Annotated in this window: 26 protein-coding genes; 13 read left to right on the top strand and 13 right to left on the bottom strand. The window is 72.6% G+C overall.

Annotation, left to right across the window (positions count from 1 at the left end; all coding sequences use genetic code 11):
• Positions 1–46 precede the first annotated feature (46 nt).
• The 4 genes from wecB to ACLQ2V_RS24230 are packed head-to-tail and all read right to left on the bottom strand — an operon-like array spanning position 47 to position 4,567.
• A complete protein-coding gene (wecB, locus tag ACLQ2V_RS24245) occupies positions 47–1,171 on the bottom strand; it encodes a non-hydrolyzing UDP-N-acetylglucosamine 2-epimerase (protein ID WP_425720871.1) in 1,125 nt (374 codons plus the stop codon).
• Positions 1,168–2,406, bottom strand: coding sequence for a glycosyltransferase family 4 protein (locus ACLQ2V_RS24240; protein ID WP_425720870.1), 1,239 nt, complete (start codon positions 2,404–2,406; stop codon positions 1,168–1,170). The genes wecB and ACLQ2V_RS24240 overlap by 4 nt, the downstream gene beginning before the upstream one ends.
• On the bottom strand, positions 2,403–3,533 hold the full coding sequence (locus ACLQ2V_RS24235; RefSeq protein ID WP_425720869.1) for an NAD-dependent epimerase/dehydratase family protein: 1,131 nt from the start codon (positions 3,531–3,533) through the stop codon (positions 2,403–2,405). The genes ACLQ2V_RS24240 and ACLQ2V_RS24235 overlap by 4 nt, the downstream gene beginning before the upstream one ends.
• Positions 3,527–4,567 carry an SDR family NAD(P)-dependent oxidoreductase gene (locus tag ACLQ2V_RS24230; RefSeq protein WP_425720868.1) on the bottom strand — a complete coding sequence of 347 codons (1,041 nt, stop codon included), beginning with the start codon at positions 4,565–4,567 and terminating at the stop codon, positions 3,527–3,529. Before ACLQ2V_RS24230 ends, ACLQ2V_RS24235 begins: the two co-directional genes overlap by 7 nt.
• A 317-nt stretch (positions 4,568–4,884) precedes the next feature.
• On the opposite strand from ACLQ2V_RS24230, the gene ACLQ2V_RS24225 reads away from it, so the two are divergent.
• Both ACLQ2V_RS24225 and ACLQ2V_RS24220 read left to right on the top strand, forming a co-directional pair.
• On the top strand, positions 4,885–5,382 hold the full coding sequence (locus ACLQ2V_RS24225; RefSeq protein WP_425720867.1) for an acyltransferase: 498 nt from the start codon (positions 4,885–4,887) through the stop codon (positions 5,380–5,382).
• Positions 5,379–6,308, top strand: coding sequence for an NAD(+)/NADH kinase (locus tag ACLQ2V_RS24220; RefSeq protein ID WP_425720866.1), 930 nt, complete (start codon positions 5,379–5,381; stop codon positions 6,306–6,308). Before ACLQ2V_RS24225 ends, ACLQ2V_RS24220 begins: the two co-directional genes overlap by 4 nt.
• A gap of 40 nt (positions 6,309–6,348) precedes the next feature.
• On the opposite strand, the gene pgm is transcribed toward ACLQ2V_RS24220, so the two are convergent.
• Positions 6,349–7,992, bottom strand: a complete 1,644-nt coding sequence (gene pgm, locus ACLQ2V_RS24215) for a phosphoglucomutase (alpha-D-glucose-1,6-bisphosphate-dependent) (protein ID WP_425720865.1) — start codon at positions 7,990–7,992, stop codon at positions 6,349–6,351.
• A gap of 70 nt (positions 7,993–8,062) precedes the next feature.
• Positions 8,063–9,295 carry a glucose-1-phosphate adenylyltransferase gene (gene glgC / locus ACLQ2V_RS24210; RefSeq protein ID WP_425720864.1) on the bottom strand — a complete coding sequence of 411 codons (1,233 nt, stop codon included), beginning with the start codon at positions 9,293–9,295 and terminating at the stop codon, positions 8,063–8,065.
• Positions 9,296–9,366: 71 nt separating this feature from the next.
• Here glgC and glgA point away from each other — a divergent pair, with 71 nt between their 5' ends.
• The 3 genes from glgA to ACLQ2V_RS24195 all read left to right on the top strand — a co-directional run bounded on the left by glgA (position 9,367) and on the right by ACLQ2V_RS24195 (position 11,843).
• Complete coding sequence (glgA, locus tag ACLQ2V_RS24205; protein WP_425720863.1) at positions 9,367–10,578, top strand: glycogen synthase; 1,212 nt, start codon at positions 9,367–9,369, stop codon at positions 10,576–10,578.
• A gap of 210 nt (positions 10,579–10,788) precedes the next feature.
• Positions 10,789–11,136, top strand: a complete 348-nt coding sequence (locus ACLQ2V_RS24200) for an SDR family NAD(P)-dependent oxidoreductase (protein ID WP_425720862.1) — start codon at positions 10,789–10,791, stop codon at positions 11,134–11,136.
• A gap of 545 nt (positions 11,137–11,681) precedes the next feature.
• Positions 11,682–11,843 (top strand): hypothetical protein, encoded by a 162-nt coding sequence (locus tag ACLQ2V_RS24195; protein ID WP_425720861.1) that lies wholly within the window; start codon positions 11,682–11,684, stop codon positions 11,841–11,843.
• Between the two features lie 7 nt (positions 11,844–11,850).
• On the opposite strand, the gene ACLQ2V_RS24190 is transcribed toward ACLQ2V_RS24195, so the two are convergent.
• The 3 genes from ACLQ2V_RS24190 to ACLQ2V_RS24180 form a co-directional block, all read right to left on the bottom strand.
• The gene (locus ACLQ2V_RS24190) at positions 11,851–12,306 is read right to left on the bottom strand and encodes a type II toxin-antitoxin system VapC family toxin (RefSeq protein ID WP_425720860.1); all 456 of its coding nucleotides are present in this window, start codon (positions 12,304–12,306) and stop codon (positions 11,851–11,853) included.
• Positions 12,296–12,535, bottom strand: coding sequence for an AbrB/MazE/SpoVT family DNA-binding domain-containing protein (locus ACLQ2V_RS24185; protein ID WP_425720859.1), 240 nt, complete (start codon positions 12,533–12,535; stop codon positions 12,296–12,298). The genes ACLQ2V_RS24190 and ACLQ2V_RS24185 overlap by 11 nt, the downstream gene beginning before the upstream one ends.
• Positions 12,536–12,612: 77 nt before the next feature.
• A complete protein-coding gene (locus ACLQ2V_RS24180) occupies positions 12,613–13,089 on the bottom strand; it encodes a MarR family winged helix-turn-helix transcriptional regulator (protein WP_425720858.1) in 477 nt (158 codons plus the stop codon).
• Positions 13,090–13,168: 79 nt separating this feature from the next.
• On the opposite strand from ACLQ2V_RS24180, the gene ACLQ2V_RS24175 reads away from it, so the two are divergent.
• Positions 13,169–13,543, top strand: coding sequence for a cupin domain-containing protein (locus ACLQ2V_RS24175; protein ID WP_425720857.1), 375 nt, complete (start codon positions 13,169–13,171; stop codon positions 13,541–13,543).
• Positions 13,544–13,605: 62 nt separating this feature from the next.
• On the opposite strand, the gene ACLQ2V_RS24170 is transcribed toward ACLQ2V_RS24175, so the two are convergent.
• Entirely contained in the window at positions 13,606–14,778 is a 1,173-nt protein-coding gene (locus ACLQ2V_RS24170) for a helix-turn-helix domain-containing protein (RefSeq protein ID WP_425720856.1), read from the bottom strand.
• Positions 14,775–14,975, bottom strand: a complete 201-nt coding sequence (locus ACLQ2V_RS24165; RefSeq protein WP_425720855.1) for a hypothetical protein — start codon at positions 14,973–14,975, stop codon at positions 14,775–14,777. Before ACLQ2V_RS24165 ends, ACLQ2V_RS24170 begins: the two co-directional genes overlap by 4 nt.
• 201 nt (positions 14,976–15,176) lie before the next feature.
• Here ACLQ2V_RS24165 and ACLQ2V_RS24160 point away from each other — a divergent pair, with 201 nt between their 5' ends.
• The 4 genes from ACLQ2V_RS24160 (at position 15,177) to ACLQ2V_RS24145 (ending at position 16,479) form a co-directional block, all read left to right on the top strand.
• Positions 15,177–15,404, top strand: coding sequence for a winged helix-turn-helix domain-containing protein (locus ACLQ2V_RS24160; RefSeq protein ID WP_425720854.1), 228 nt, complete (start codon positions 15,177–15,179; stop codon positions 15,402–15,404).
• Between the two features lie 17 nt (positions 15,405–15,421).
• Positions 15,422–15,649, top strand: a complete 228-nt coding sequence (locus ACLQ2V_RS24155; protein ID WP_425720853.1) for a GntR family transcriptional regulator — start codon at positions 15,422–15,424, stop codon at positions 15,647–15,649.
• Between the two features lie 123 nt (positions 15,650–15,772).
• Positions 15,773–16,165 (top strand): type II toxin-antitoxin system RelE/ParE family toxin, encoded by a 393-nt coding sequence (locus ACLQ2V_RS24150; RefSeq protein WP_425720852.1) that lies wholly within the window; start codon positions 15,773–15,775, stop codon positions 16,163–16,165.
• Positions 16,165–16,479, top strand: coding sequence for a helix-turn-helix domain-containing protein (locus tag ACLQ2V_RS24145; RefSeq protein ID WP_425720851.1), 315 nt, complete (start codon positions 16,165–16,167; stop codon positions 16,477–16,479). Before ACLQ2V_RS24150 ends, ACLQ2V_RS24145 begins: the two co-directional genes overlap by 1 nt.
• Positions 16,480–16,835: 356 nt before the next feature.
• On the opposite strand, the gene ACLQ2V_RS24140 is transcribed toward ACLQ2V_RS24145, so the two are convergent.
• Positions 16,836–17,471, bottom strand: coding sequence for an NUDIX hydrolase (locus ACLQ2V_RS24140; protein WP_425720850.1), 636 nt, complete (start codon positions 17,469–17,471; stop codon positions 16,836–16,838).
• Between the two features lie 302 nt (positions 17,472–17,773).
• Here ACLQ2V_RS24140 and ACLQ2V_RS24135 point away from each other — a divergent pair, with 302 nt between their 5' ends.
• Positions 17,774–18,619 carry an SDR family oxidoreductase gene (locus ACLQ2V_RS24135; RefSeq protein WP_425720849.1) on the top strand — a complete coding sequence of 282 codons (846 nt, stop codon included), beginning with the start codon at positions 17,774–17,776 and terminating at the stop codon, positions 18,617–18,619.
• 12 nt (positions 18,620–18,631) lie between these two features.
• Here the strand turns inward: ACLQ2V_RS24135 and ACLQ2V_RS24130 are convergent, their stop codons facing one another.
• A complete protein-coding gene (locus ACLQ2V_RS24130; RefSeq protein ID WP_425720848.1) occupies positions 18,632–19,519 on the bottom strand; it encodes a DUF1963 domain-containing protein in 888 nt (295 codons plus the stop codon).
• Positions 19,520–19,605: 86 nt separating this feature from the next.
• Between ACLQ2V_RS24130 and ACLQ2V_RS24125 the strand changes: the two genes are divergently transcribed.
• Together ACLQ2V_RS24125 and glgB are read left to right on the top strand one after the other, a co-directional pair.
• On the top strand, positions 19,606–21,702 hold the full coding sequence (locus ACLQ2V_RS24125; protein WP_425720847.1) for a maltotransferase domain-containing protein: 2,097 nt from the start codon (positions 19,606–19,608) through the stop codon (positions 21,700–21,702).
• The gene (gene glgB, locus ACLQ2V_RS24120; RefSeq protein ID WP_425720846.1) at positions 21,690–23,792 is read left to right on the top strand and encodes a 1,4-alpha-glucan branching protein GlgB; all 2,103 of its coding nucleotides are present in this window, start codon (positions 21,690–21,692) and stop codon (positions 23,790–23,792) included. Before ACLQ2V_RS24125 ends, glgB begins: the two co-directional genes overlap by 13 nt.
• Positions 23,793–23,915: the final 123 nt, after the last annotated feature.

Genomic DNA, 23,915 nt, shown 5'->3' with positions numbered 1-23,915 from the left:
GTGGCGGTTGGCCGGGCTGTGCCGCCGGTGGCGGGTCGGCCCTCGGTCAGCGCCGGATGCCGGCCCAGGCGTGGTGCACCCGCACGGTGGAGAGGATGAAGCTGACGACCCGGCGGGACGTGTCGGTCACCTGGTAGTCCGGCGGGCAGGGCATGCCGTCGGCGGCGAACTGGGCGACGGCGACGGCGACGGCCTCCAGCACCGCCTCCGGGTCCAGCTCGGCCAGCAGGATGCCGGCGCTGTCCAGGGCCTCGGGGCGCTCGATGGAGCTGCGCAGCGTCACCGCCGGGAAGCCGACGATCGCGGCCTCCTCGCTGATCGTGCCGCTGTCGGAGAGGGTGCAGCGGGCCTGGGACTGCAACCGCACGTAGTCGAAGAGGCCGAACGGCTCGTGGAAGACGATGCCGGCCAGGTCGGCCGGGTCGGGGGCCAGCTCGGCGAGCCGGCGGCGGGTGCGGGGGTGGGTGGAGACCAGCACCGGCAGGTCCCAGTGGTCCCGCACGGCGCGCAGGCAGTCCAGCAGCCGGGCCAGCCGGGCGGCGTCGTCGACGTTCTCCTCCCGGTGGGCGCTGACCAGGAAGTAGCCGCCGGGGGTCAGCGCCAGCTGCTCCAGGACGCGGGACTTGTCGATCTCGGCGCGGTAGTGCTCCAGCACCTCCCGCATCGGCGAGCCGGTGTGCAGGATGCGCCGGGGGTGCAGCCCCTCGGCCAGCAGGTTGCGCCGGGCGTGCTCGGTGTAGACCAGGTTGAAGTCGGCCACGTGGTCGACCAGCCGCCGGTTCGTCTCCTCCGGCACGTTCAGGTCGAAGCAGCGGTTGCCGGCCTCCATGTGGTAGACCGGCACCCGCATCCGCCGGGCGATCAGCGCCGCGATGCAGCTGTTGGTGTCGCCGAGCACCAGCAGGGCGTCGGGCCGCAGGTCGACGATGGCCTGCTCCACGCCGATCAGCACGCCGCCGAGCACGCTGCCCAGCGAGGAGGTGTCCACCCCGAGGTAGCGGTCCGGGCGGCGCAGCCGCAGCTCGGTGAAGAAGACCTCCGACAGGGTCGGGTCCCAGTTCTGCCCGGTGTGCACCAGCACGTGGTCGACGGTCCGGTCGAGCCGGGCGACGACCCGGGAGAGCCGGATGATCTCCGGCCGGGTGCCGACCACCGTCATCACCCGCGTCATCGGCGCCGCCCCTGCCCGGCGGCCTTGGTCAGGATGTCCTCGAACTGGTCGAGCCCGACCGGCAGCGACATCCGGTCCAGGTACACCTCGCGGGCCCGCCGCGCTATCTCCCGACGCTCGGCGACGGGCTGCGCCGCCGCCGTGGCGAACCGGGCGGCCAGCGCCCGCCAGTCCTGCGGCGGGCAGGTGAAGCCGACCCCGGCGGAGCTGACCAGCCGGGCCGCGTCGCCGCCCGCCGAGACGATCACGGGACGGCCGCAGGCCAGCGCCGCCTGGAGCTTCGACGGCACCGTGCCGCGCAGCCCCGGCCCGTCGCGCAGGCAGATGAGCTGGTAGTCGGCGGCGGCGTAGAGCTCGGCCATCTGCTCGGGCGGGCGGCGGGCGAGGAACCGGATGTTGGGTGCCCCCAGGTCGGCGGCGAGCCGGCGGGCGCTCTCCTCCTGCATGCCGGAGCCGATCAGCACCAGGTCGACCAGGTCACGGGTCGCCGAGGCGGCCCGCACGGCCGTCTCGATCCGCTGGAGCAGCCCCATGTTCCCGGCGAACATGATGGTGCAGCGTCCGGTGTGGCCGATGGCGGCGCGGGCCGCGGCGGTGGCCGGCACCGGCCGGAACAGCGCGTCGTCGGTCCAGTTCCAGACCACCCGCACCTTCTCCGGGTCCGCGCCGCGCTCGACGACGAGCTCGGCCATCGCCGGTGAGATCACCGCGATGGCGGTGGCCGAGCGGTAGATCCGGCGCATCGCCCCGGCGATCGCCCCGTCGAGCAGGCGGCCGACGCGCCCCTGCGGCGCCATCCCCGAGTGCAGCACCGACTCCGGCCACGGGTCCTGCACGTGCAGGACCCACGGGGTGCCGCGCAGCCACCGGCCCAGGCCGGCCGGGGCCACCGAGGTGGGCGGCGGGTGGTAGACGTAGGTCACGTCGACGTCGGCGAGGTAGCGCGCCCCGGCGACCGCGCTGGTCGCCCCGAAGGAGAGGTAGCTGGCGGCCCGCCGCAGCGGGGACCGGTCGTGACTCGGGTACGACGGCACCCGGCGCACGGTCAGCCCACCCGTGCGGGTGCGGTCGTTCCAGCGCTGCCGGTAACCGGGGTAGACCCGGCCCAGCGGGTAGCTGGGGAAGGTGGTGAGCACCTTCACCTCGTGCCCCCGGTCGGCGAGCCCGGTGGCCAGGTTCTCGGTGATGAAGATGCCCTCCGGCGGGTACCACTGGGTGACCAGGCCGATCCTCATCCGACCACCGCCTGGCCGGGCACCAGGGCCGGCAGCTCCACCGGCTCGGGGTAGGTGTCGGGCCGCCCCGGGTCGAAGAGCTCGTTGGTCCAGAAGAGGGTGACCAGCTCGCCGGGGCCGGTGTTGGTGATCCGGTGTGCCCACATCGTCGGCATGTCCACCGCCACCGGCTCGTCACCGGCGACCGCGAAGCGGACCACGTCGCCGTCGCCGACCCGGCGCAGGGCGATCTCCGCCGACCCGCGCAGCACCACGAAACGCTCGATCTTGGCGAGGTGGAAGTGCTCGCCCCGGGTCACCCCGGGGTGGGTGCCGGAGCAGAAGGTCTGCCCACCGCCGTCGTGCGCCCGGACGGTCTCCACCAGCTCGCCCCGGGCGTCGGCCCGGCGGGGCAGCGGCAGCGGCGCGTGCGCCGGGAAGGCGTGCGAGCGGTAGGTGTTGAACAGCCGTACGTCGTGGCGGTCGCGCAGCGGCGGGATCTCCGCGCGGCGGTAGGTCTCGGCGAAGCCGGTCAGTCGGCGGGCGAGCTCGCCCACGCCGATGCGCAGCGGCGGCATGGCCGGGTCCCAGGAGCCGCCGGCGGGCACGCCGACGAGTCGGGCGGCGGCGTCGGTGGCGTGCGCCAGCGTCAGCTCCCGGTCGCCGTGCACCTCGGGGGTGTCGCCGGTGGCGAGCAGTCGGCAGAAGGTGGCGACCACCGAGTTGTAGAAGGGGCGGCCGTGCTCGCCGTAGAGGTTGGGCAGCAGCAGGTCGTCGAGGGCGACGCCGGTGCTGGCCAGGATGCCCGCGGCGGTGGCCTTGGCGTCGCCGTACGGGGTGCCGTTGCCGGCCTGCACCGAGTTGGCGAAGGCCACCGAGCGCGGCGGGGTCGCGCAGCGCCGCAGGCCCTGGGCGAGCTGGGCGGCGAGCTGGACGTTGCCGGCGGCCACCTCGGCGGGGTCGCCCCGGTTGACGCCGGCCAGGTGCAGCACCCGGTCGACGCCGTCGAGCCGCGCGGCGACGGCGGCGGGGTCGGTCAGGTCGGCCCGGCTCACCACGATCGGCTCCGGTCGGCCCAGCGCGCGCAGCAGGGTGCGCACGTGCCAGCCGAGGAAGCCGCCGGCGCCGGTGATCGCCAGCCTCAGCACGCCAGCACCGGGTCCCGCAGGGCCAGCTCCGCCCGGATCTCGGGCAGCGTGCGCAGCAGCTCCATGATCTCCGGTACGCCGAGCTGCTGGGTGTTGGCGGAGGTGAAATCCTCCCGGGGCAGCTCGCCGAGCTCGCCCTCGGAGACGTAGAGCGCGTAGTTGAGGTCCCGCGCGTCCAGGGGCACCCGGAAGAAGTCGCCGAAGTCCTGGGCCTGGGCCAGTTCCTCGCGGGTGGCCAGCGTCTCGTGCCACTTCTCGCTGTGCCGTACGCCGATGACCTCCAGCTTGCACGGCACCTCGAAGAGCCGGCACAGCGCCTCGGCGAGGTCGGCGATGGTGCCGGCGGCGGCCTTGCGGATGAAGACGTCGCCGGGCTGGGCGTGGTGGAAGGCGTGCTCCACCAGGTCGACCGAGTCGGCCAGCGACATCAGGAACCGGGTCATGCCCGGGTCGGTGACCGTCAGCGGCCGGCCGGCCTTGATCTGCTCGACGAAGAGCGGGATGACCGAGCCGCGCGAGTACATCACGTTGCCGTACCGCACGCAGGAGACGATGGTGGCACCGCGCGGGTTGTTGCGGGCGTGCGCCTGGGCGACCTTCTCCATCAGCGCCTTGCTCATGCCCATGGCGTTGACCGGGTGGACGGCCTTGTCGGTGCTGAGCACGACCACGGAGCCGACCCCGTTGCGGGCGGCGGCCTCGACCACGTTGGCGCTGCCGAGGATGTTGGTGCGGACGGCCTCCAGCGGGAAGAACTCGCAGGACGGCACCTGTTTGAGGGCCGCCGCGTGGAAGACGAAGTCCACCTCGCGGGTGGCCCGCTCGACGGTGTCGCGGTCCCGGACGTCGCCGACGTGGTAGCGCACCCGGTCGTCGCCGAAGGCGCGGCGCATCGCGTCCTGCTTGGCCTCGTCGCGGCTGAGCACGCGCACCTCGCCGACGCCGTCGCGCAGCAGCCGGCGGGTCATGGTCTGGCCGAAGGACCCGGTGCCGCCGGTGATCAGCACCCGGCGACCCGCTGTGTTCACGCTCATGTCTCTCCCGTTCGTCACCTCGGCGGGCAGACCTCGTGCCGGCGACGGCGGAGCGCACCCGGCCGGCAGCGGTCCGCCTGACGGCATCCGGGTCAACGACGAAATCCGAGCCTTAGTTACGCATCGGCATTAGTCACTCAAACGAGTTCAATCGGACAAGCGCCGATCCGTCCACCCGCCCCCGCGACCTGTCGCGCCGCGCCTCGTTCGTCCCTGCGAGAGCATCGCCGCCGCCCTGGCGCGGGGCGCGACCGAAGGGTGGGGCCGGCCATGGGCACGCTGCGGGATGGGGCCCGGCCGGGCCCCGGTGGGCCGGCGTGAGGCCCCGGCAGGCGCTGCTGCGCACGGTGACCCGGCTGACCCCGGCCACCCGGTGGTATCCGCTGCGCCGGGCGCTGCTGGCCGCGCAGGGCTTCGACGTGCACTCCAGCGCCCAGGTCACCGCCAGCGCCTGCTTCCTCATCCGGCAGGTCTCGATCGGCGCGGAGTCCTTCGTCGGGCACCGCTTCCAGGTCTACGGCGGCGCGACCAGCCGGCTGATCATCGGCGAGCGCTGCGCCGTCGGCCCCGACGTGCGGGTCTTCGCCGGCACCCACGAGCTGGCCGACAGCCGGTGCCGGGCGGGGGCGGCCCGGTCGACGGAGGTGACCGTCGAGGACGGCTGCTGGATCGGCGGCGGCGCGGTCCTGGTCGGGCCGTGCCGCATCGGGGCGGGCTCCGTCGTCGCCGCCGGGGCCATCGTCCGCGCGGACGTGCCGCCGAACTCCCTCTACTTCGGCCCGCGCGCGGGCGACCTGCGACCGCTGCGCCCGTGAACCCGTATCGGGTGGGGCTGACGCTGCACCCCACCCGCGACGTGTCGCCGGTGGTGCGGACCATCGTCGACTGGGCCGCCCGGCAGAACGTCGACCTGGCCGTCCGCGCCGAGGACGCGGCCCGCGTCCCCTCGCAGGTGGCGGCGTGGCCGTCGGCCACCCTCGCCACCGGCTGCGACGCGTTGATCAGCATCGGCGGGGACGGCACCATGCTCGGCACGCTGCGGCTGACCGTGCACCACCCGGTGCCGGTGCTCGGCGTGCACCTGGGCCAGCTCGGCTTCCTGGTGGAGGTGCAGCCGGAGGGGCTGCCCGACGCGCTGGACCGGCTCGTTGAAGGCCGGTTCACCGTCGAGCCGCACAGCTGCCTGGTCTGCGCGGTCTGCGGCGACGACGTGGTGGCGTTCAACGACATCGTGCTCGGCCGCCACCCCGGCGAGGGGCTGATGGTCACCACCCTGGTCATCGACGGGCAGCGGTACGGCTACTACCGCTGCGACTCGCTGATCGTCAGCACCCCGACCGGCTCGACCGCGTACAGCTACGCGGCCGGCGGGCCGCTGGTCTCGCCGGCCGCGCAGGCGGTGGTGGTCACCCCGTCGGCGCCGATGTCGGGCATCGCCCGCCCGGTGGTGCTCTCCCCCGACGAGCTGCTACGGCTGGAGCTGCACCCCGACTCGGCGCGGGCCGCCGTCGAGGTCGACGGGCGGGTGCTCAAGCACATCGAGGGCGGCGACGCGATCGAGGTCCGGTACCGGCGCGACGCCGGGCAGGTCGTCCGGCTGGACCCGCACCGGCACCGGGAGCGCAGCCAACTGCGGCTGAGCCTGCTGGACCTGCCGCTGCTGCCCGAGCAGCTGCGCGAGCTGCTGCCCGCCCCGCTGCGTGCCGAGTTCGACCGCCGCCAGACCCCGGACGTGCCGTGACCGCCGCCGGGGCTCAGCTGCGCCGCAGCACCGCCGGGCCTCAGCTCTGCCGCAGCACCGCCGAGACCAGGTCCTTGGCCTCCTGCTGGATGCGGGTCAGGTGCTCGGGGCCCTGGAACGACTCGGCGTAGATCTTGTAGACGTCCTCCGTGCCCGACGGGCGGGCGGCGAACCAGCCCGACTCGGTGGTCACCTTGAGCCCGCCGAGCGCCGCGCCGTTGCCCGGCGCGCTGGTCAGCGTCGCGGTGATCGGCTCGCCGGCCAGCTCGGTGGCGGTGACCTGCTCCGGGGAGAGCTTGGCCAGCACCGCCTTCTCCTGCCGGCTGGCCGGGGCGTCGATGCGGGCGTAGGAGGGGGCGCCGAAGCGCTCGGCCAGCTCGGCCCAGTGCTCGCTGGGCGTCTTGCCGGTGCTGCCGATGATCTCCGAGGCGAGCAGGCAGAGCAGGATGCCGTCCTTGTCGGTGGTCCAGGTGCTGCCGTCGCGGCGCAGGAACGACGCCCCGGCGCTCTCCTCCCCGCCGAAGCCCACGGACCCGTCGAGCAGGCCGGGCACGAACCACTTGAAGCCCACCGGCACCTCCAGCAGCGGCCGGCCCAGGTCGGCGGCGACCCGGTCGATCATCGAGGAGGAGACCAGGGTCTTGCCGACCGCCGCGTCCCGGCCCCAGTTCGACCGGGTGCGGAACAGGTGGCCGATGGCCACCGCGAGGTAGTGGTTGGGGTTCATCAGGCCGGCGTCGGGGGTGACGATGCCGTGCCGGTCGGCGTCGGCGTCGTTGCCCGTGGAGACCTGGTAGTCGGCGCGGGCGCGGATCAGCGACGCCATCGCGTTCGGCGAGGAGCAGTCCATCCGGATCTTGCCGTCGCCGTCGAGGGTCATGAAGCGCCAGGTCGGGTCGACCGTCGGGTTGAGCACCGTCAGGTCGAGGCGGTGCCGCTGCGCGATCTCCCCCCAGTACGCCACGCTGGCCCCGCCGAGCGGGTCGGCGCCGATGCGTACCCCGGCGTCGCGGATCGCGTCGAGGTCCAGCACGGTGGGCAGGTCGTCGACGTAGCGGGCGAGGAAGTCGTACTCGCCGGTGGTGTCGGCGGCGCGGGCCCGCGCGTACGGGATGCGCTTCACCTCCTTGAGGCCGGCGGCGAGGATCGCGTTGGCCCGGTCCTGGATCCACCGGGTCACGTCGGAGTCGGCGGGGCCGCCGTGGGTCGGGTTGTACTTGAACCCACCGTCGTCGGGCGGGTTGTGCGACGGGGTGATCACGATGCCGTCGGCCAGGCCGGAGGTGCGCCCCCGGTTGTGGGTAAGAATCGCGTGCGACACCGCCGGGGTGGGGGTGTAGCCGTCGCGGCTGTCCAGCAGCACGGTGACCCCGTTGGCGGCCAGCACCTCGAGGGCGTCGACGGCCGCCGGGGCGGAGAGCGCGTGGGTGTCCCGGCCGAGGAAGAGCGGCCCGTCGGGGCCGTGCTCGCGGCGGTAGTCGCAGAGCGCCTGGGTGACGGCGAGGATGTGGTCGGAGTTGAACGCGTTGCGCAGGCTCGACCCCCGGTGCCCGGACGTGCCGAAGGAGACCTGCTGCGCCGGGTCGTCCGGGTCGGGGTGCTCGGCGTAGTAGGCGGTGACCAGCCGGGGCACGTCGACCAGGTCGGCGGGCTCGGCGGGCTGGCCGGCGCGGGGGTGGGTCACTGCGGCAACCTCCAGGGACGGTACGGACGCTCACTCATTCCCGGCGCGGGCCGGGGTCACACGTGCTGCTTCACGGCTCGATCCGCTGGCCCTTGCCGACCACCACGATGCCGTTGTCGGAGACCGTGTAGCGCCGCCGGTCCTTCTCCAGGTCGACGCCGATCTCCGCCCCCTCGGGGACGATCACGTTCTTGTCGAGGATGGCCCGGCGGACCACGGCATGCCGGCCGATGTCGACGCCCTCCATCAGCACCGCGCCGTCGACGTGCGCCCAGGAGTGGACCTTGACCTTGGGCGAGACGATCGAGTTCTCCACCAGGCCGCCGGAGATCACCGCACCGGGCGAGACCATCGAGCCGACGGCCCGGCCGACCCGCTCGTCCCACTGGTGGACGAACTTCGCGGGCGGGTACGGCGGCTGCGCGGTGTAGATGGGCCACTCGAAGTTGTAGAGGTTGAACACGGGGTGCACGTTGATCAGATCCATGTGCGCGTCGTAGAACGAGTCGAGCGTCCCCACGTCCCGCCAGTAACCCCGGTCGCGGTCGGTGCTGCCCGGCACCTCGTTGTCGCGGAAGTCGTAGACGTTGGCCTCGCCCCGCTCGACCAGCATCGGGATGATGCTGCCGCCCATGTCGTGCTTGCTGGCCTGGTCCTCCGCGTCGGCCTCGACGGCCTCGCAGAGCGCCTTGGTGCTGAACACGTAGTTGCCCATCGAGGCGTAGACCTGGTCGGGGGCGTCGGGCAGGCCGACGGCGTCGGTGGGCTTCTCGCGGAACGCCCGGATGCGCCGGCCGTCCGCGCCGACCTCGATCACCCCGAACTGGTCGGCCATCGACAGCGGCTGGCGGATGCCCGCGACGGTCACCCCGGCGCCGGAGGCGATGTGGTCCTCCACCATCTGCCGGGGGTCCATCCGGTAGATGTGGTCGGCGCCGAAGACGATCACGTGGTCCGGCTGCTCGTCGTGGATGAGGTTGAAGCTCTGGTAGATGGCGTCCGCGGAGCCGGCGAACCACCACGGGCCCCGGCGCTGCTGCGCCGGCACCGGCGTGACGTAGTTGCCGAGCAGCGTCGACATCCGCCAGGTCTTGGTGATGTGCCGGTCCAGTGAGTGGGACTTGTACTGGGTCAGCACGACGATCTTGAGAAAGCCGGCGTTGGCGAGGTTGGAGAGGACGAAGTCGACCATGCGGTACATCCCGCCGAACGGGACCGCCGGCTTCGCTCGATCCGTGGTGAGGGGCATCAGGCGCTTGCCCTCACCACCGGCCAGGACGATCGCTAGCACCTTGTCAGCCATGCTGAAACGCTATCCATCCCCCCGCCACTTCACCACTCGGACGGGCGCACTTCTGCACTAGGGTGCGGGGCATGAACGACTCCTCCCCGGCCACCGGAGCGCTCCGCGTCGACCTGCTCACCCGCGAATACCCCCCGGAGGTGTACGGCGGGGCCGGGGTGCACGTCGAGTACCTGGCCCGGGAGCTGCGCAGACTCGCCGACGTGCGGGTGCACTGCTTCGGCGCGGCGCGCACCGAGCCGGGCGTCACCGCGTACGCCGAACCGGCCGGCCTGGCCGGCGCGAACGCCGCGCTGCGCACCATGGGCGTGGACCTGCAGATGGCCGCCGGCTGCGCGGGGGCCGACGTGGTGCACAGCCACACCTGGTACGCGAACCTGGCCGGGCACACCGCGAAGCTGCTGCACGGCGTGCCGCACGTGGTCACCGCGCACAGCCTGGAGCCGCTGCGGCCGTGGAAGGCCGAGCAGCTCGGCGGCGGCTACGCGCTCTCCTCCTGGTGCGAGCGCACCGCGTACGAGTCGGCCGACGCGATCGTCGCGGTCAGCGCGGGAATGCGCGCGGACGTGCTCGCGGCGTACCCGGCGGTGGACCCGGACCGGGTCCACGTGATCCACAACGGCATCGACACGATCCAGTACGCCCCGGACAGCGGCACCGACGTGGTGACCCGGCTCGGCATCGACCCGACCCGCCCGAGCGTCGTGTACGTGGGCAGGATCACCCGGCAGAAGGGGCTGCCGTACCTGCTGCGGGCGGCCCGGGACCTGCCGGCCGACACCCAGCTCGTGCTGCTCGCCGGCGCCCCCGACACCCCGGAGATCGCCGCCGAGGTGGAGGGGCTGGTCACCGAGCTGCGGGCGAAGCGCTCCGGGGTGATCTGGGTGGCGGAGATGCTGCCCAAGCCCGAGGTGATCCAGGTGCTCACCCACGCCACGGTCTTCGTCTGCCCCTCGATCTACGAGCCGATGGGCATCGTCAACCTGGAGGCGATGGCCTGCGAGACGGCGGTGGTGGCCACCGCCACCGGCGGCATCCCCGAGGTCGTCGCCGACGGCGAGACGGGGCTGCTGGTCGGCATCGAGCAGGCGACCGACGGCTCCGGGACCCCGCTGGACCCGGAGCGCTTCGTGGCCGACCTGGCGGCGGCGGTCAACCGGGTGCTGGCCGACCCGGCGCGGGCCGCCGCGCTGGGCGGGGCGGGGCGGCGGCGCGCGGTCGAGCACTTCTCCTGGGACGCCATCGCCGAGCGGACCGTGGAGCTCTACCGCTCGCTGCGCTGACCCGCGGCCGGCCCGGCCCGCCCCGCCGCACGATGCCCGCGACGCGCCGACGAGCGGCCCGCGCCCGCTCGTGCCGTCGCCCGGCGACCCGCGGTACGCCGGGTACCCGACGAATCCGGTTGGCGACAGCGGTTGGCCCTTCATCCGCCGGACCGACCCTGACAGTCTGCTCCCGGCAGGTAACCCTTCGGATTGGGTGGGTCGGGAGCGATGACGAAGCGTTGGATGATCACGGGGTGTTCGAGCGGACTCGGTCGGGCCCTCGCGGCCCGGCTCGCCGCCAAGGGGGAACAGGTGGTGGCGACGGCCCGACGGCCGGAGACCCTCGACGGACTGGTGGCCCAGCACCCGGGCAACGTGGTGGCCGTCGCGCTGGAACGTCCGGGATCCGGCGCAGTGCACGGCGGCGGTCGGGCGGGCGGTGGACGCCTTCGGCGGGCGGTGTTGCCGGCGTGGCGAGCACAACGCCGCGGGCACGCGGTCTTCGTCAGCTCGGTCGCCGGCACGGTTCCCTTCCCCGGGCTGGCCGCGTACACGGCGAGCAAGTTCGCGGTGTAGGGAGCGGCCGAATCGCTGGCCGCCGAGGCCGGGCACCTCGGGGTGCGGGTCACCATCCTGCAGCCGGGCGGCTTCGCCACCGGCTACAGCACCAACCTGGTCATGCCGGAGCACCGGATCGCGGACTACACGCCGGTCAGCGACGGCCTGCTCGGTGCGCTGCGCGGCATGAACACCAACGCCGAGGTGAACTCCCCCGAGCTCTTCGCGGACGTGGTCTGGCGGCTCGGCCAGATGGAGTCGCCGCCGCTGCGGCTCCCGGTGGGACCGGACTCGGAGGCGTTCCTGGAGGCGCTACACCCAGCACCGTCACGGAGAGGCCATCGATGCGCGGTGGGCCAGAGGGCTCCGGCAGGGCGCCTCCCCGACCCGCCCCAGCGTCGTGTACGTGGGCAGGATCACCCGGCAGAAGGGCCTGCCGTACCTGCTGCGGGCGACCCGGGACTGCCGGCCGCGAGGTCGTCGCGGACGGCGAGACCGGCCTGCTGGTCGAAATCGAGCAGGCGGGCGACGGCTCCGGCACCCCGCTGGACCCGGAGCGCTTCGTGGCCGACCTGGCGGAGGCCATCAACACCCTGCTCGCCGACCCGGTGAAGACCGCCGAGCTGGGCCGGGCCGGGCGGCGGCGCGCGGTCGCGCACTTCTCCTGGGACGCCATCGCCGCCCGCACTGTCGCCCTCTACCGCTCGGTCGGCGCGACGGGCTGACCGGCGGCTACCCCTCGGGCGCGATCAGCGGCACCGTCGGGAAGTGCGTGCGGTAGCGGCTGCCGTCGCGAGTGAGCAGGCGGTAGCGGCAGACCGCTGCGTGCGCGCCGATGTAGAAGTCGGCAATCGGTGACTGCTTGGTGCCTCCTCGCGCGCGGTACCGGGCGTACGCCTTGCCCGCCAGGAAGCCTGCGGAGTACGGCAGCTCCTCGCGCAGGAAGTCGGTGGCGGGCAGGGCGTCGTCGAGCTCCTCGACCCGCGCGAACCGCACGGACACCTCCGCGTACACGATGGGGTTGATCACCAGCACGCCCACGTCGCGGGCGGCGGCCAGCGCCTCGCCCGACCAGTCGGCCCACTTCGGGTCCTCGGTGAAGACGTCCAGCAGGACGTTGGTGTCGACCAGGGTCGTGATCGTGTCGGCCGCCCGGCCGGCCACGGCACGGATCCGTTCACTCGCCACGAAGCAGGTCCATCAGGTCGTCCGTCGACATGCTCTCCGCCTCTCGGGCACCGCCGCGCCCGCGCATGTGCCGGACCAGGCGTCGCCCCCGGCTCTCGGCGTCCTCGACGCGCACGATGCGTAGCGCGCCGCCTTCCTCGATCACGTCGACCTCGTCGCCCTCGTGCAGGTGGTGCCGTGCCCGCAGGTCGGCCGGGATGGTCACCTGTCCCTTGCTGTTCAACTTCATGCCGCCCCCTGATACGTAATACGCATGATACGTGTCGCACGCGGCATGGTCAGCTGAGTAAGCAGGCCGCCCACGACTTACCAGGAGGGGCGCAGCGGCGGGAGGTCGTCGCCAGCGAAGGCACGGATGACCCGGGCCAGTTCCCCGCGCAGCAGGTGCAGCCGGTCGTCGCCCCCCACCTGGTCGGCCAGCCGGGCCTCGATCCCGCGCAGGCACCGACCCGCCACCCGCATGTGCTCCTGGCCCTTCTCGGTCAGCGTGATGAGCTTCCGGCGACCGCCCAGCGGCGAGGGCTGTCGCCGCACGTAGCCGAGTTCCTCGAGGTGGTCGACGAGCTGGCCGGCCGCCTGCTTGGTGACCCCGAGCCGGGCGGCCAGCTCGGTGCTGGTCGCCCCGTGGCCTTGAAGCAGCTGGAAGACGAAGCCGTGCACGGGGCGAAGCTCGCCGTAGCCCAGCTCGTCGAGCTCGGTGACGAACTCGGCCAGCACGAGCTGGAACGCCATCCCCAGCAGGAACGTCAGCTCCGTGCGTTGGAGCGGATCGGGACCGGTCATGTAAAACAGCTTGACACACCCGGTGGGCAGCACTTTACTGACGGGCAGGTAAGTAAAGCCGCTTTACTCGGAGGTGGACATGTTCGTGATCAGTCAGACCGAGGCGCGCACCACGGCGACGCCCGCCGGTCGGATGTACGGCCTCGCCGGCCCCAGCCAGGGCAGCGCGGAGGTGAGCACCTGGCGGGTGGAGCTGCACGAGGACGCCGCCACCCCGCTGCACGCGATCGACGCCGAGCAGGTCTGGATGCCTCTCTCGGGCACCTTCGAGGTGACCGTCGACGACGGCACCGAGCTGGTCGGGGCCGGCCAGGCGGTCGTCCTGCCGGCCGGCGTCACCCGACAGCTCAAGACCGTCGGCGGCCCCGCCCAGGCGCTGGTCTGCATGCGGGTCGGCGGCAGGGCGGTGCTGCCGGACGGCAACGCGAAGGTCCCGCTGCCCTGGGCCGAGTGACGCCGCGAGGCAGCAATGCGTGGTTCTGCGCCGGCCGTGACGTTGCGCCGCAGCGGCTCGGGTCAGGCGACGCGCAGGGTGGCGGCGAGGCGGGCCAGCCCCGCCGGGGCGGCGCTCGACCGGGCCACGACGGCCACCAGGTCCCGTACCGCAGGCCGGTCGTGCACCTCGCCGCGCGCGATGCGTTCCGCGTCCAGCAGCGCCCGGCCCGCCCGGAGCGTGTCGCCCGCCCGCGCGTAGGCGCGAGCGGCATCGACCAGGTACGCGGCCCGGTGCTCGGGCGGCAACCACCGCCACCCGTCGCCGGCCGTCAGCCGCTCGTGTCGTACCGTCGCCGCCGCGACCGTGCCGAGGCCCGCCTCGGCGACCAGGCGGGCGGCCTCGACCGCCGCGCTCCCCTCGCCGGCCTCCTCGGCGAGCCGGGCGGCCCGGTCGAACAGCTCCTGGACACGTCCGTCCCCCCGGCCGGCGGCGGCGAGGGCGGCCTGCACCAGCAGCGTCCCGAGCAGGGCCGGGTCGGGCGGAACGTCGACACCGGGGCGGGCCGGCGTGTTCTGGTCGGCGGCGACCACGGCGGCCTGCAACGCCGACTGTCGCCGGCCGCCCGCTCGCAGGGCCTGGGCGAGCGGCACGGTGGCGACGGCGAGCACCGTCGGGTCGTTCGTGCTCGCGGCGACGGCCATCCCCCGGTCGGCGGCCAGCCAGGCCAACTCCCCCTGGTCGACCTTGAGCAACGCCAGGGCGACGAGCCCGTACGCGTCGACCAGCAACTCGTCGGCCGCCCGGCCGGGGCGGGTGGCGCGCGCCGCGCGAGCGGCATCGAGCAGACCGGGCAGCAGGTCGAGCAGTTCCCGGTAGCGGGCGTGCCGGTACGCCTGCTCCGCGTGGTCGAGGCGGCCCCGCTGCTCCGCGACGTCGAGCGGGCGGGCCGGGGCCTCGACGTGGTACCGCGCCAGGGCCGCACGCACCCCCTCCAACCCGGCGGCAGAGGCATCGGGCCGCCCCGGCCGCCCCGCCAGCAGCGCCCCCAGGTCGATCCGAAGCGTCGCAGCCACCGCCCGCAGGTTGGACACCCGTTCCAACCGGCGCACCCCGCGCTCGACCTTGTCCACCCAGCTCTTGGACTTGCCGATCTGATCGGCGAACTGCTGCTGCGTCATGTTCCGCCGCACCCGCCACTGGGCGATCCGGCGGCCCAGCGGCAGCTCGTTGATCCCCCGGCCCGGCCCGCTCACCCGAAGATCCCGAGCAGGAGCAGCACGAGTACGGCCAGCGCGACCGCGAGGCCGTAGGCGTACTGCCGCCGGGTGGGCGGCGCGCCCTCCGGGTGGCGGGGCGGGCAGGGCACCCGATCGCCGTCGGGCTGCCGGGGCGGGGCACCCGACACCGGGTACGCCGCCGGCAGCGGCCCGTCATGCGGACGCTCACGCATCCGTGCCTCCTCAGGGGTTCGTCAGGCGCAGAGGGCGGGGTGACCAGGGAGGACACCCCGCCCTTCGGATGAGGATCTCCGTTGCTGACGAGAGGTCCTCCATTCGCAACCTAGAGTGCAGTGAGTACAGAGTCAACACGACATGCACAGAATGTTGTGTTGGGTGGCATGCTCAACGGGCTGACGAGAGGCGGCCGTGCCATGCCCAGAAAACCCGTGTACGAGCAGGTCATCGCCGATGTGATCGCGTCGGTTCAGTCCGGGGCACTGAAGCCCGGCGACAAGCTGCCGTCCATCGCCGAACTGTGCGAGCAGTACAAGGCCAGTGCCACCCCGATCAGGCTGGCCCTACGGATCTTGGACGAGCGGGGCTGGATCGAGGTGCACCAGGGCAAGGGCTCGTTCGTGGCACCGCAACCGCCGGCCTAGCCAGGGGCTCAGCAGACATGACCATCCCGATGGGCTATCGGAAGATTGCCGCGGACCTGCACGCCCGCATCGAACAGGGCGAGCACCCGCCGGAGACGAAGCTTCCCACCTACGCCGAGTTGGCCGAGATCTACTCCGCGAGCGTCTCCACCGTCCAGCGCGCGGTGATGCTGCTCCAGGCTCAGGGCGTCATCGTCGGCGTCCAAGGCGCAGGTCTCTACGTCGCCGCGACGCCACCCGCGTGAGTCACGGGAGACCTAGGACGGATAGCGTTTCCGGCGAACAGTTCCTTTGCAAGATTGACCCCTCGATGCAGTCGATCAGAGCTTTGCTTGGCATGACGTTTAGCTCAAGCTATAGTTTTTGACATGACTAGCGGGCCAGCCCGTCGCTGGGCGATCAAAACGACAGGCGATGTCCGCGACTGGCTGAGGGTTCTACGTCAGACCGACCCGGCGGCATACCTGTCCGTCAACACTGCGATTGACATGCTCGCCGAGACCGGTCCGGGTCTGGGGCGTCCGCTGGTCGACACGCTCCGTAGTTCGACCATCAGCAACCTCAAGGAGCTGCGGCCGAGGTCCGGGCGGGACGTTGCCATCAGGATTCTGTTCGTCTTTGACCCCTGGTCGCAGGCGGTGCTGTTGGTCGCGGGCAACAAGGCCGGAGACTGGACACGGTGGTATGAAAAGGCGATCCCGACCGCCGAGATTGCATACGAGGGTTGGCTTGCCTTCGAGACGAAACGGAGGGAGAGCTGATGAGCGACTTTCATGACTGGGAAGACATTCGGGCCGAGCTGCACGACGGGGACGACGATGCGCTCGATGCGGAGCGTGCCCGCACCGAAGCGTGGGTAAGCGCGTTCCACCTTGTCGAGGAGCGGAAGCGTCTCGGTCTTACCCAGCGGCAGGTGGCCGAGCTGATGGGGGTCACGCCCGGGCGGGTGAGTCAGATCGAGAACGGCGATCTGGAGGCCAATGAGGTGGCGACCCTCAGCCGGTATGCACGAGCACTGGGTGCCCGGATGCGGATCATCTTCGACTACGGCAGCGACCTCCGTCAGATCGCCTGACCCGTCGACACAGTCGCCGTGCGAGCCGACTCGGGGGCACACGGCGAATCGCCCTGGCTTACTTCTGTCCAAGATTGAGCCCTCGAACAGAGCAGGACGTGCATGCGGAGGAGTCATGCGTCGCGTCCTGGTGGTGGCAGGCTCACGAGCAGGGCTGGATCGAGGAGGACGAGAGCGAGACCGCGTCGGAGCACTTGCGGTACTCGTAGCAGCCCGCGTGGGCAGTGCCCCGATCCCGGGAATCGGGTGGATCTTGGTACGGATCTGCCCCTGGAGGGGCCGGTCCGTACCAAGATTTCGCTGACGCCCGCCGGCAGGTGGTGGACCCGCCGACGGTGCCACCGCCTACGGGCAAATTACTTGGGAGGGGCCAGCTCGACCAGGATGACGTTCTTGAGGTGGGCGAGGATCGTGTGGAACCAGCCCAGGAGCCGCTGCTGCTTCCACGACTCGATTTCGACCCAGTCCCAGTGGGCGGTGAGGTTCATGAGCGACCCGCGGTCCAGCTCGTTGGCCGGCGGGGCCTGCGGATAGGCGGCCCGGAGCGCGGCGTAGGTGGTTATGGTCGGGTTTCCTTGCTCCCTGATCAGCTGTTGCTGAGCCTGAACGCCGGCAGCCAGATTCCCGGCGATGTCCGCCGCGATGGCCTTCAGGCGCGCGGTGGAGACCCGGAAGTACGCCGCCTCGTAGGTGTTGGTGGCCCCCTCCTTCTCATCGAAGTACTCCCACGACCGTTCCCTGACCTGGGCGTCGGCGTCGATCCGGACCCCGGTCTCCTCGTAGAACTCGCGCCGGGCGCCGGCCTCGATCGTCTCGCCCCGTTCCCGCTTGCCACCGGGGAGCGCGGATTTCCCGCTCCCGTTGAGCCACTGCCCGGCCGGGACGATCGCGCCTGCCCCGTTCTCCCAGAAGAAATACCCTTTTTCGAACTTCGACCCGATGAAAACATTGCCGATGTCGTCGTGCAGAACCCCGTACACGTATGCCGTCATGTGCTTCGCCTCCTGATTACGCGCTCGCCACTTCGGGCCGCCGATACCCGCCGGCGATCGTAACTAGTGCTGTCTCGCGGATCTTCGTGGTCGATCGAGAGTTTCGATGAGGTAGCGGGGGGCCTGGAAATGAACGGCGAGTTTGTCGTACTCAATCACCAGGCCGCGCCTTTCCGAGCACACCCCGGCCGGGTGCGATTTGGCGGGATCGTCGGGTCGGGGCGGTCGCCGCGTGTCAGCATCCGGCGAGAGGGTGCGGGCCGGATCCGACCGGCTGCCCGGCGCAGTGGGAAGGAACCGACATGGGCACGTACGCGGTGACCGGCGCGGCCTCGGGGATGGGCAGGGCGGCGACCGAGCGGCTGCGCCGGGACGGGCACACCGTCATCGGCGTGGACCTGCGCGACGTCGAGGTGGTCGCCGACCTCTCCACGCCGGCGGGGCGCACGGCGGCGGCGGTCGAGGTGCTGGACCGCGCCGGGGGGCGGCTCGACGGCGCGGTCTGCGCGGCCGGGCTCGGCGGCATCCCGGGGCGCGACGCGATGGTGCAGCAGGTCAACTACTTCGGCGTGGTGGACCTGCTGGAGGCGTGGCGGCCCGCGCTCGCCGCCGCCGGCAACAGCAAGGTGGTGGTCTTCGGTTCGAACTCCACCACGCTCACCCCGATGGTGCCGGAGAGCGCCGTGCGGGCGCTGCTCGCCCGCGACCCGCACAAGGCGCTGCGCCGGGTGGGGCGCTTCGGCAAGCGCTCGGCGCCGTTCGCGTACGCGAGCTCGAAGATGGCGGTGACGCGGTGGGCGCGGCGCAGCGCGGTCTCGCCGCAGTGGGCCGGCGCGGGCATCCGGGTCAACGTCCTCGCCCCCGGGATCATCGCCACCCCGCTGCTCGACGAGCAGATCGCCCGGGGCGAGAAGAACTCCGTCGAGCAGTTGGCCGTGCCGATCGGCGGGCGCGGCAAGCCGGCCGACGTCGGCGAGTGGGTGGCGTTCATGCTCTCGCCGGCCGCCGACTTCCTCTGCGGGTCGGTGATCTTCCTCGACGGCGGCTCCGACGCGTACTTCCGCACCGACGACTGGCCCGCCTCCACCGGGCCCGGCGGGGTGTTCCGGTACATGCGCCGCGCCAAGGCCTGGCGGACCCGCCACTGACCAGCTCACCGGTCAGCTGTGCTGGGACTGCCGGACGCGGTCGAAGCGGCCCGCGTGCAGGTCGTCGCGGCGGATGATCCAGCCCATCTCGCCGTCGCCGGGGGAGATCTCGTCCTGATGGAACTCCAGCAGGTTGAGCCACACCCCGTCGCCCAGCGCCGCCGCCTCGAGGGCCTGGCCGTGCAGCTCGTCGAAGCGCTCCGGCTCGGCCCGCAGGATGGTCACCGCCTCCTCCCCCCGGCGCAGGAAGCCGGCTCGGTAGTCGGCGGCGTAGGGGTTCGGGTTCAGCGCCTCGCCGCGCAGCCCCCAGGTCCGCCGCTGGACCGTCGGCACCTCGCCGACCCGGGCGCCGTACTCCTCGATCGCCGCCATCAGCCGCGCGAGCCACTCCTTCTCGTCGTCGTCCACGTCGTCGTTGTCGGGCTCCGGGGTCCAGCCGAGGATGTCCCAACGGTTCACCCGGTCGAGGGTGATGACCTGCCGGGGCAGCACCTCCGCCTCGACGCTCGGCCACTCCTCGTCCACGGGCGCGGGTCGCTCGGCCGTCGGTGTCCCCGCCGGCACATGGATCACCTCGGCCGGGCAGTCGTGCTCCGGGTACGGGTCGCCGAAGAACAGCAGGTGCCCCTGCCGGGGCAGGGCGAGGTCCATCGGCTGCGGCGGGATCGCCGCGAGGTCGAGGGCGGCGATGAAGGTGTCCCCCATCGGCCAGGGCGTGTCGGCCGGCAGCCGTGGCAGGCCGCCGCAGTAGCCGATCACCTGGCTCTCCGGACCGATGCCCTCCGGGTCGCAGAGGCCGACCTCCACCCCCGGCTGCACCGACCACAGGATGCGGGTGATGGCGTCGTCGGAGACGCCGTGCCGTCGGGCGAAGGCCCTGAACTGCTGCGCGTACGACATCGCCCCATCGTGGCGTACCCCACCGACAGCCCCCGGAGGGGCCCGACCGCCGCGCGCGAGACGATCTCGCACAGTAGGTTGGCGGGGTGACTGGACGGTTTCCGATCGAAGACGTCTCCCCCGTCGTCGCCTGCGGTCGCTACCCGGCCAAGGCCGTGGTCGGCGAGGTGGTGCCCGTGTCGGCGCGCGCCTACCGGGAGGGGCACGACGCGCTGGGCTGCAACGTGCTCTGGCGCGGCCCCGACGGGCGGGCCCGGCCGTTCACCCGGATGCGCCCCGGCGAGCCCGGCCAGGACCGCTGGCACGCCAGCATCCGCCCCGACGCCGTCGGCGAGTGGGCCTTCGCCGTGGAGGCGTTCCAAGATCCGTACCTGACCTGGCAGAACGCGGTGACCAAGAAGGTCGCCGCCGGTCAGGGCCCCGCGGAGCTGGCCAACGACCTGGCCGAGGGGGCGCGGGTGCTGACCGCCGCCGCCGAGCTGGTGCCGGCCGGCGACGCCGCACGGGTCACCGCCGCTGCGGCGGCCCTGGTCGACGAGCGGTTGCCGCTGCCCCGGCGGGTGGCCCCGGCGCTGGAGCTGGCCGACCTGCTCTGGGCGCACCCGGTGCGCGAGCTGGTCACCACGGGCGCGGAGCACCGGCTCTGGGTGGACCGCCCCCGGGCGCTCTTCTCCGCCTGGTACGAGTTCTTCCCCCGCTCCGAGGGCGCGATCCCGGCCACGGTCGACGCGCCGGCCCGCTCGGGCACCTTCGTCACCGCGATGGAGCGGCTGCCCGGGGTCGCGGCGATGGGCTTCGACGTGCTCTACCTCCCCCCGATCCACCCGATCGGCCGGGTCAACCGCAAGGGCCCCAACAACGCGCTCACCGCCGGGCCCGACGACGTGGGCTCGCCGTGGGCGATCGGCGCGGCCGAGGGCGGCCACGACGCCATCCACCCCGACCTGGGTACGCCGGAGGACTTCCGCGACTTCGTCGCCGCCGCCGCCGAGCAGGGCCTGGAGGTGGCCCTTGACCTGGCGTTGCAGTGCGCGCCGGACCACCCGTGGGTGACCGAGCACCCGGAGTGGTTCACCACCCGCGCCGACGGCAGCATCGCGTACGCGGAGAACCCGCCGAAGAAGTACCAGGACATCTACCCGGTCAACTTCGACAACGACCCCGAGGGCATCCGGGCCGAGGTGCTGCGGGTGGTGCTGCACTGGGTCGGCGAGGGCATCAAGATTTTCCGGGTGGACAACCCGCACACCAAGCCGTTCGACTTCTGGCACTGGCTGATCGCCGAGGTCAAGCGGGTCGACCCGGACGTGCTCTTCCTGGCCGAGGCGTTCACCCGGCCGGCGATCATGCACGGGCTGGGCAAGATCGGCTTCACCCAGTCGTACACCTATTTCACCTGGCGCACGACGGCCGCCGAGATGCGCGAGTACTGCGAGGAACTGGTCGTCTCCGCCGACCACATGCGGCCGAACTTCTGGCCCAACACCCCCGACATCCTGCACGAGTCGCTGCAGCACGGCGGCCCGCCGATGTTCAAGATCCGGGCGGTGCTGGCCGCGCTGCTCTCGCCCTCCTGGGGCATGTACGCCGGCTTCGAGCTCTTCGAGCACGTCGCCCGCCCCGGCGCGGAGGAGTACCTCGACAACGAGAAGTACGAGCTGCGCCCCCGCGACTGGGCCGGCGCGCAGGCGCAGGGGCGCTCGCTGGCCCCGTTCGTGACCACCCTCAACCGGGTCCGGCGCGACAATCCGGCGCTGCGCGGGCTGCGCAACCTGGTCTTCCACGACATCGACAACCCGGCGCTGCTCTGCTGGTCCAAGCACGACCCGGAGACCGGCAACACGGTGATCGTGGTCTGCTCGTTCGACTCGCGGGCCGTGCAGTGGGGCAACGTCACCCTGGACATGCCGGCGCTGGGCTTCGACTGGCACGAGCGGTTCGCCGTGCACGACGAGCTGACCGACGCCGGCTACGACTGGGGCCAGCACAACGCGGTGCGGCTCGACCCGTACCTGCAACCCGCGCACGTGTTCACGGTGCGCCGGCCGGTCCCCCCGGCCGCCGCCGAGCCGGCCGCCCCGGCCGCGCCCGACCTGACCGTGCAGGACGTGCCCACCGACCTTTCCGGGGGCACCGCCCCCACCGTTGCTGCCGACAAGGACGACCCACGATGGACCAGCTGATCGCCGGCGAGGCGCACGACCCGCATGCCGTTCTCGGCGCGCACCCCGCCGACGGGCGCACCACCATCCGCACGCTGCGCCGGGGCGCGTCGGCGGTGACCCTGCTGGTCGACGGCGAACGGCACGAGATGCGCCGGGTGCACGACTGCGGCGTCTTCGAGGCCACCGTGCCGGGCACCGTGCTCGACTACCGGGTCGAGGTCGACGGCGCGCTGCGCGACGACCCGTACCGGCACCCGCCCACCCTGGGCGAGCTGGACCTGCACCTGATCGGCGAGGGCCGCCACGAGCGGCTCTGGGAGGCCCTCGGCGCGCGGGTCCTCGACGCGGGGGTGGCGTTCGCCGTCTGGGCGCCGAACGCGCGCGGCGTGCGGGTGATCGGCGACTTCACCGGCTGGGGCCCCGACGACGGCTGGCCGATGCGCTCGCTGGGCTCCACCGGGGTGTGGGAGATCCTGGTCCCCGACGTGCCCGTCGGGGCCCGCTACAAGTACCGCATCCTGGGCGCCGACGGGCGGTGGCGGGACAAGGCCGACCCCATGGCGGCGTACGCGGAGGTGCCGCCGGCCACCGCGTCGGTGGTAAACCGCTCGACGTACGAGTGGCGCGACGCCGACTGGCTCGCGCGCCGCGCCCGGCAGGCCCCGCACCAGGAGCCGATGAGCGTCTACGAGGTGCACCTCGGCTCGTGGCGGCCCGGCCTGGGCTACCGGGAGCTGGCCGAGCAGCTGACCGGGTACGTCACCGAGCTGGGCTTCACGCACGTGGAGTTCATGCCGGTGATGGAGCACCCCTTCGGCGGTTCCTGGGGCTACCAGGTCACCGGCTACTACGCCCCCACGTCCCGCTTCGGCACCCCCGACGAGTTCCGGCACCTGGTGGACGCGCTGCACGCCGCCGGGATCGGGGTGATCCTGGACTGGGTGCCCGCGCACTTCCCCAAGGACGAGTTCGCGCTGGCCCGCTTCGACGGCGCCCCGCTCTACGAGCACCCCGACCCGCGCCGGGGCGAGCACCCCGACTGGGGCACGTACGTCTTCGACTTCGGCCGCCCCGAGGTGCGCAACTTCCTGGTCGCCAACGCGCTCTACTGGTGCGACGAGTTCCACGTCGACGGGCTGCGGGTCGACGCCGTCGCCTCGATGCTCTACCTGGACTACTCCCGCACCGAGGGGCAGTGGCTGCCCAACCAGCACGGCGGCCGGGAGAACCTGGAGGCGATCGCCTTCCTGCAGGAGGTCAACGCCACCGTCTACAAGCACCACGCCGGGGTGGTGATGATCGCCGAGGAGTCGACCGCCTGGCCCGGCGTCACCCGCCCCACCGCCGACGGCGGGCTGGGCTTCGGGTTCAAGTGGAACATGGGCTGGATGCACGACACCCTGCTCTACACCGCGAAGGACCCGATCTACCGCCAGCACCACCACCACCAGCTCACCTTCTCCCTGGCGTACGCGTGGAGCGAGAACTACGTGCTGCCGATCAGCCACGACGAGGTGGTGCACGGCAAGGGCTCGCTGGCGGCGAAGATGCCCGGCGACACCTGGCAGCGGCTGGCCAACGTGCGGGCGCTGCTGGCGTACATGTGGGCGCACCCGGGCAAGCAGTTGCTCTTCATGGGCTGCGAGCTGGCCGACGACCGGGAGTGGAGCGAGGAACGCGGCCTCGACTGGTACCTGCTGCACGACCCGGCGCGCGCCGGCGTGCAGCGCCTCGTCGGCGACCTGAACCGGGTCTACCGGGACACCCCGGCGCTCTGGGCGCAGGACACCGAGCCGGCCGGGTTCCGCTGGATCGCCGGCGACGACGTCGCCCACAACACGATCTCGTTCGTCCGGATCGCCCCCGACGGCGCGACGCTGGTCTGCGTGGCGAACTTCTCCGCCCAGCCGCTGGAGGACTACCGGATCGGGCTGCCGGCCGCCGGCACCTGGACGGAGGTGCTCAACACCGACGCCCACCACTACGGCGGGTCCGGGGTGGGCAACCTCGGTGCGGTGCACGCGCAGGACGTGCCGTGGCACGGGATGGTGGCGTCGGTGGCGCTGCGGGTGCCGCCGCTGGGCGTGCTCTGGCTGCGCAGGAGCTGAGCCGGGGATTGCGCCGCGGGCCGGTTCACGCCCTCCATCAGCCCCCGCAGACGTTGCTCCGCGCGGCGCACCGGCTTCCTCGCCTGACGGCGGTGCAGCCGGGCGCAGTAGCGCGGCACACCC

Origin of the sequence: Micromonospora sp. DT233, assembly GCF_049841815.1 — a bacterium.
GTDB lineage: Bacteria > Actinomycetota > Actinomycetes > Mycobacteriales > Micromonosporaceae > Micromonospora.
This window is presented reverse-complemented; position numbering and strand designations above follow the sequence as displayed.

Bases quoted from the DNA above. Each gene is read 5' to 3' on its own strand.
- wecB (WP_425720871.1), bottom strand. From the start codon at position 1,171: ATGACGCGGGTGATGACGGTGGTCGGCACCCGGCCGGAGATCATCCGG.
- ACLQ2V_RS24240 (WP_425720870.1), bottom strand. From the start codon at position 2,406: ATGAGGATCGGCCTGGTCACCCAGTGGTACCCGCCGGAGGGCATCTTC.
- ACLQ2V_RS24230 (WP_425720868.1), bottom strand. From the start codon at position 4,567: ATGAGCGTGAACACAGCGGGTCGCCGGGTGCTGATCACCGGCGGCACC.
- glgC (WP_425720864.1), bottom strand. From the start codon at position 9,295: ATGGCTGACAAGGTGCTAGCGATCGTCCTGGCCGGTGGTGAGGGCAAG.
- glgA (WP_425720863.1), top strand. From the start codon at position 9,367: ATGAACGACTCCTCCCCGGCCACCGGAGCGCTCCGCGTCGACCTGCTC.
- ACLQ2V_RS24200 (WP_425720862.1), top strand. From the start codon at position 10,789: ATGACGAAGCGTTGGATGATCACGGGGTGTTCGAGCGGACTCGGTCGG.
- ACLQ2V_RS24185 (WP_425720859.1), bottom strand. From the start codon at position 12,535: ATGAAGTTGAACAGCAAGGGACAGGTGACCATCCCGGCCGACCTGCGG.
- ACLQ2V_RS24180 (WP_425720858.1), bottom strand. From the start codon at position 13,089: ATGACCGGTCCCGATCCGCTCCAACGCACGGAGCTGACGTTCCTGCTG.
- ACLQ2V_RS24175 (WP_425720857.1), top strand. From the start codon at position 13,169: ATGTTCGTGATCAGTCAGACCGAGGCGCGCACCACGGCGACGCCCGCC.
- ACLQ2V_RS24165 (WP_425720855.1), bottom strand. From the start codon at position 14,975: ATGCGTGAGCGTCCGCATGACGGGCCGCTGCCGGCGGCGTACCCGGTG.
- ACLQ2V_RS24160 (WP_425720854.1), top strand. From the start codon at position 15,177: ATGCCCAGAAAACCCGTGTACGAGCAGGTCATCGCCGATGTGATCGCG.
- ACLQ2V_RS24155 (WP_425720853.1), top strand. From the start codon at position 15,422: ATGACCATCCCGATGGGCTATCGGAAGATTGCCGCGGACCTGCACGCC.
- ACLQ2V_RS24150 (WP_425720852.1), top strand. From the start codon at position 15,773: ATGACTAGCGGGCCAGCCCGTCGCTGGGCGATCAAAACGACAGGCGAT.
- ACLQ2V_RS24145 (WP_425720851.1), top strand. From the start codon at position 16,165: ATGAGCGACTTTCATGACTGGGAAGACATTCGGGCCGAGCTGCACGAC.
- ACLQ2V_RS24140 (WP_425720850.1), bottom strand. From the start codon at position 17,471: ATGACGGCATACGTGTACGGGGTTCTGCACGACGACATCGGCAATGTT.
- ACLQ2V_RS24135 (WP_425720849.1), top strand. From the start codon at position 17,774: ATGGGCACGTACGCGGTGACCGGCGCGGCCTCGGGGATGGGCAGGGCG.
- ACLQ2V_RS24130 (WP_425720848.1), bottom strand. From the start codon at position 19,519: ATGTCGTACGCGCAGCAGTTCAGGGCCTTCGCCCGACGGCACGGCGTC.
- glgB (WP_425720846.1), top strand. From the start codon at position 21,690: ATGGACCAGCTGATCGCCGGCGAGGCGCACGACCCGCATGCCGTTCTC.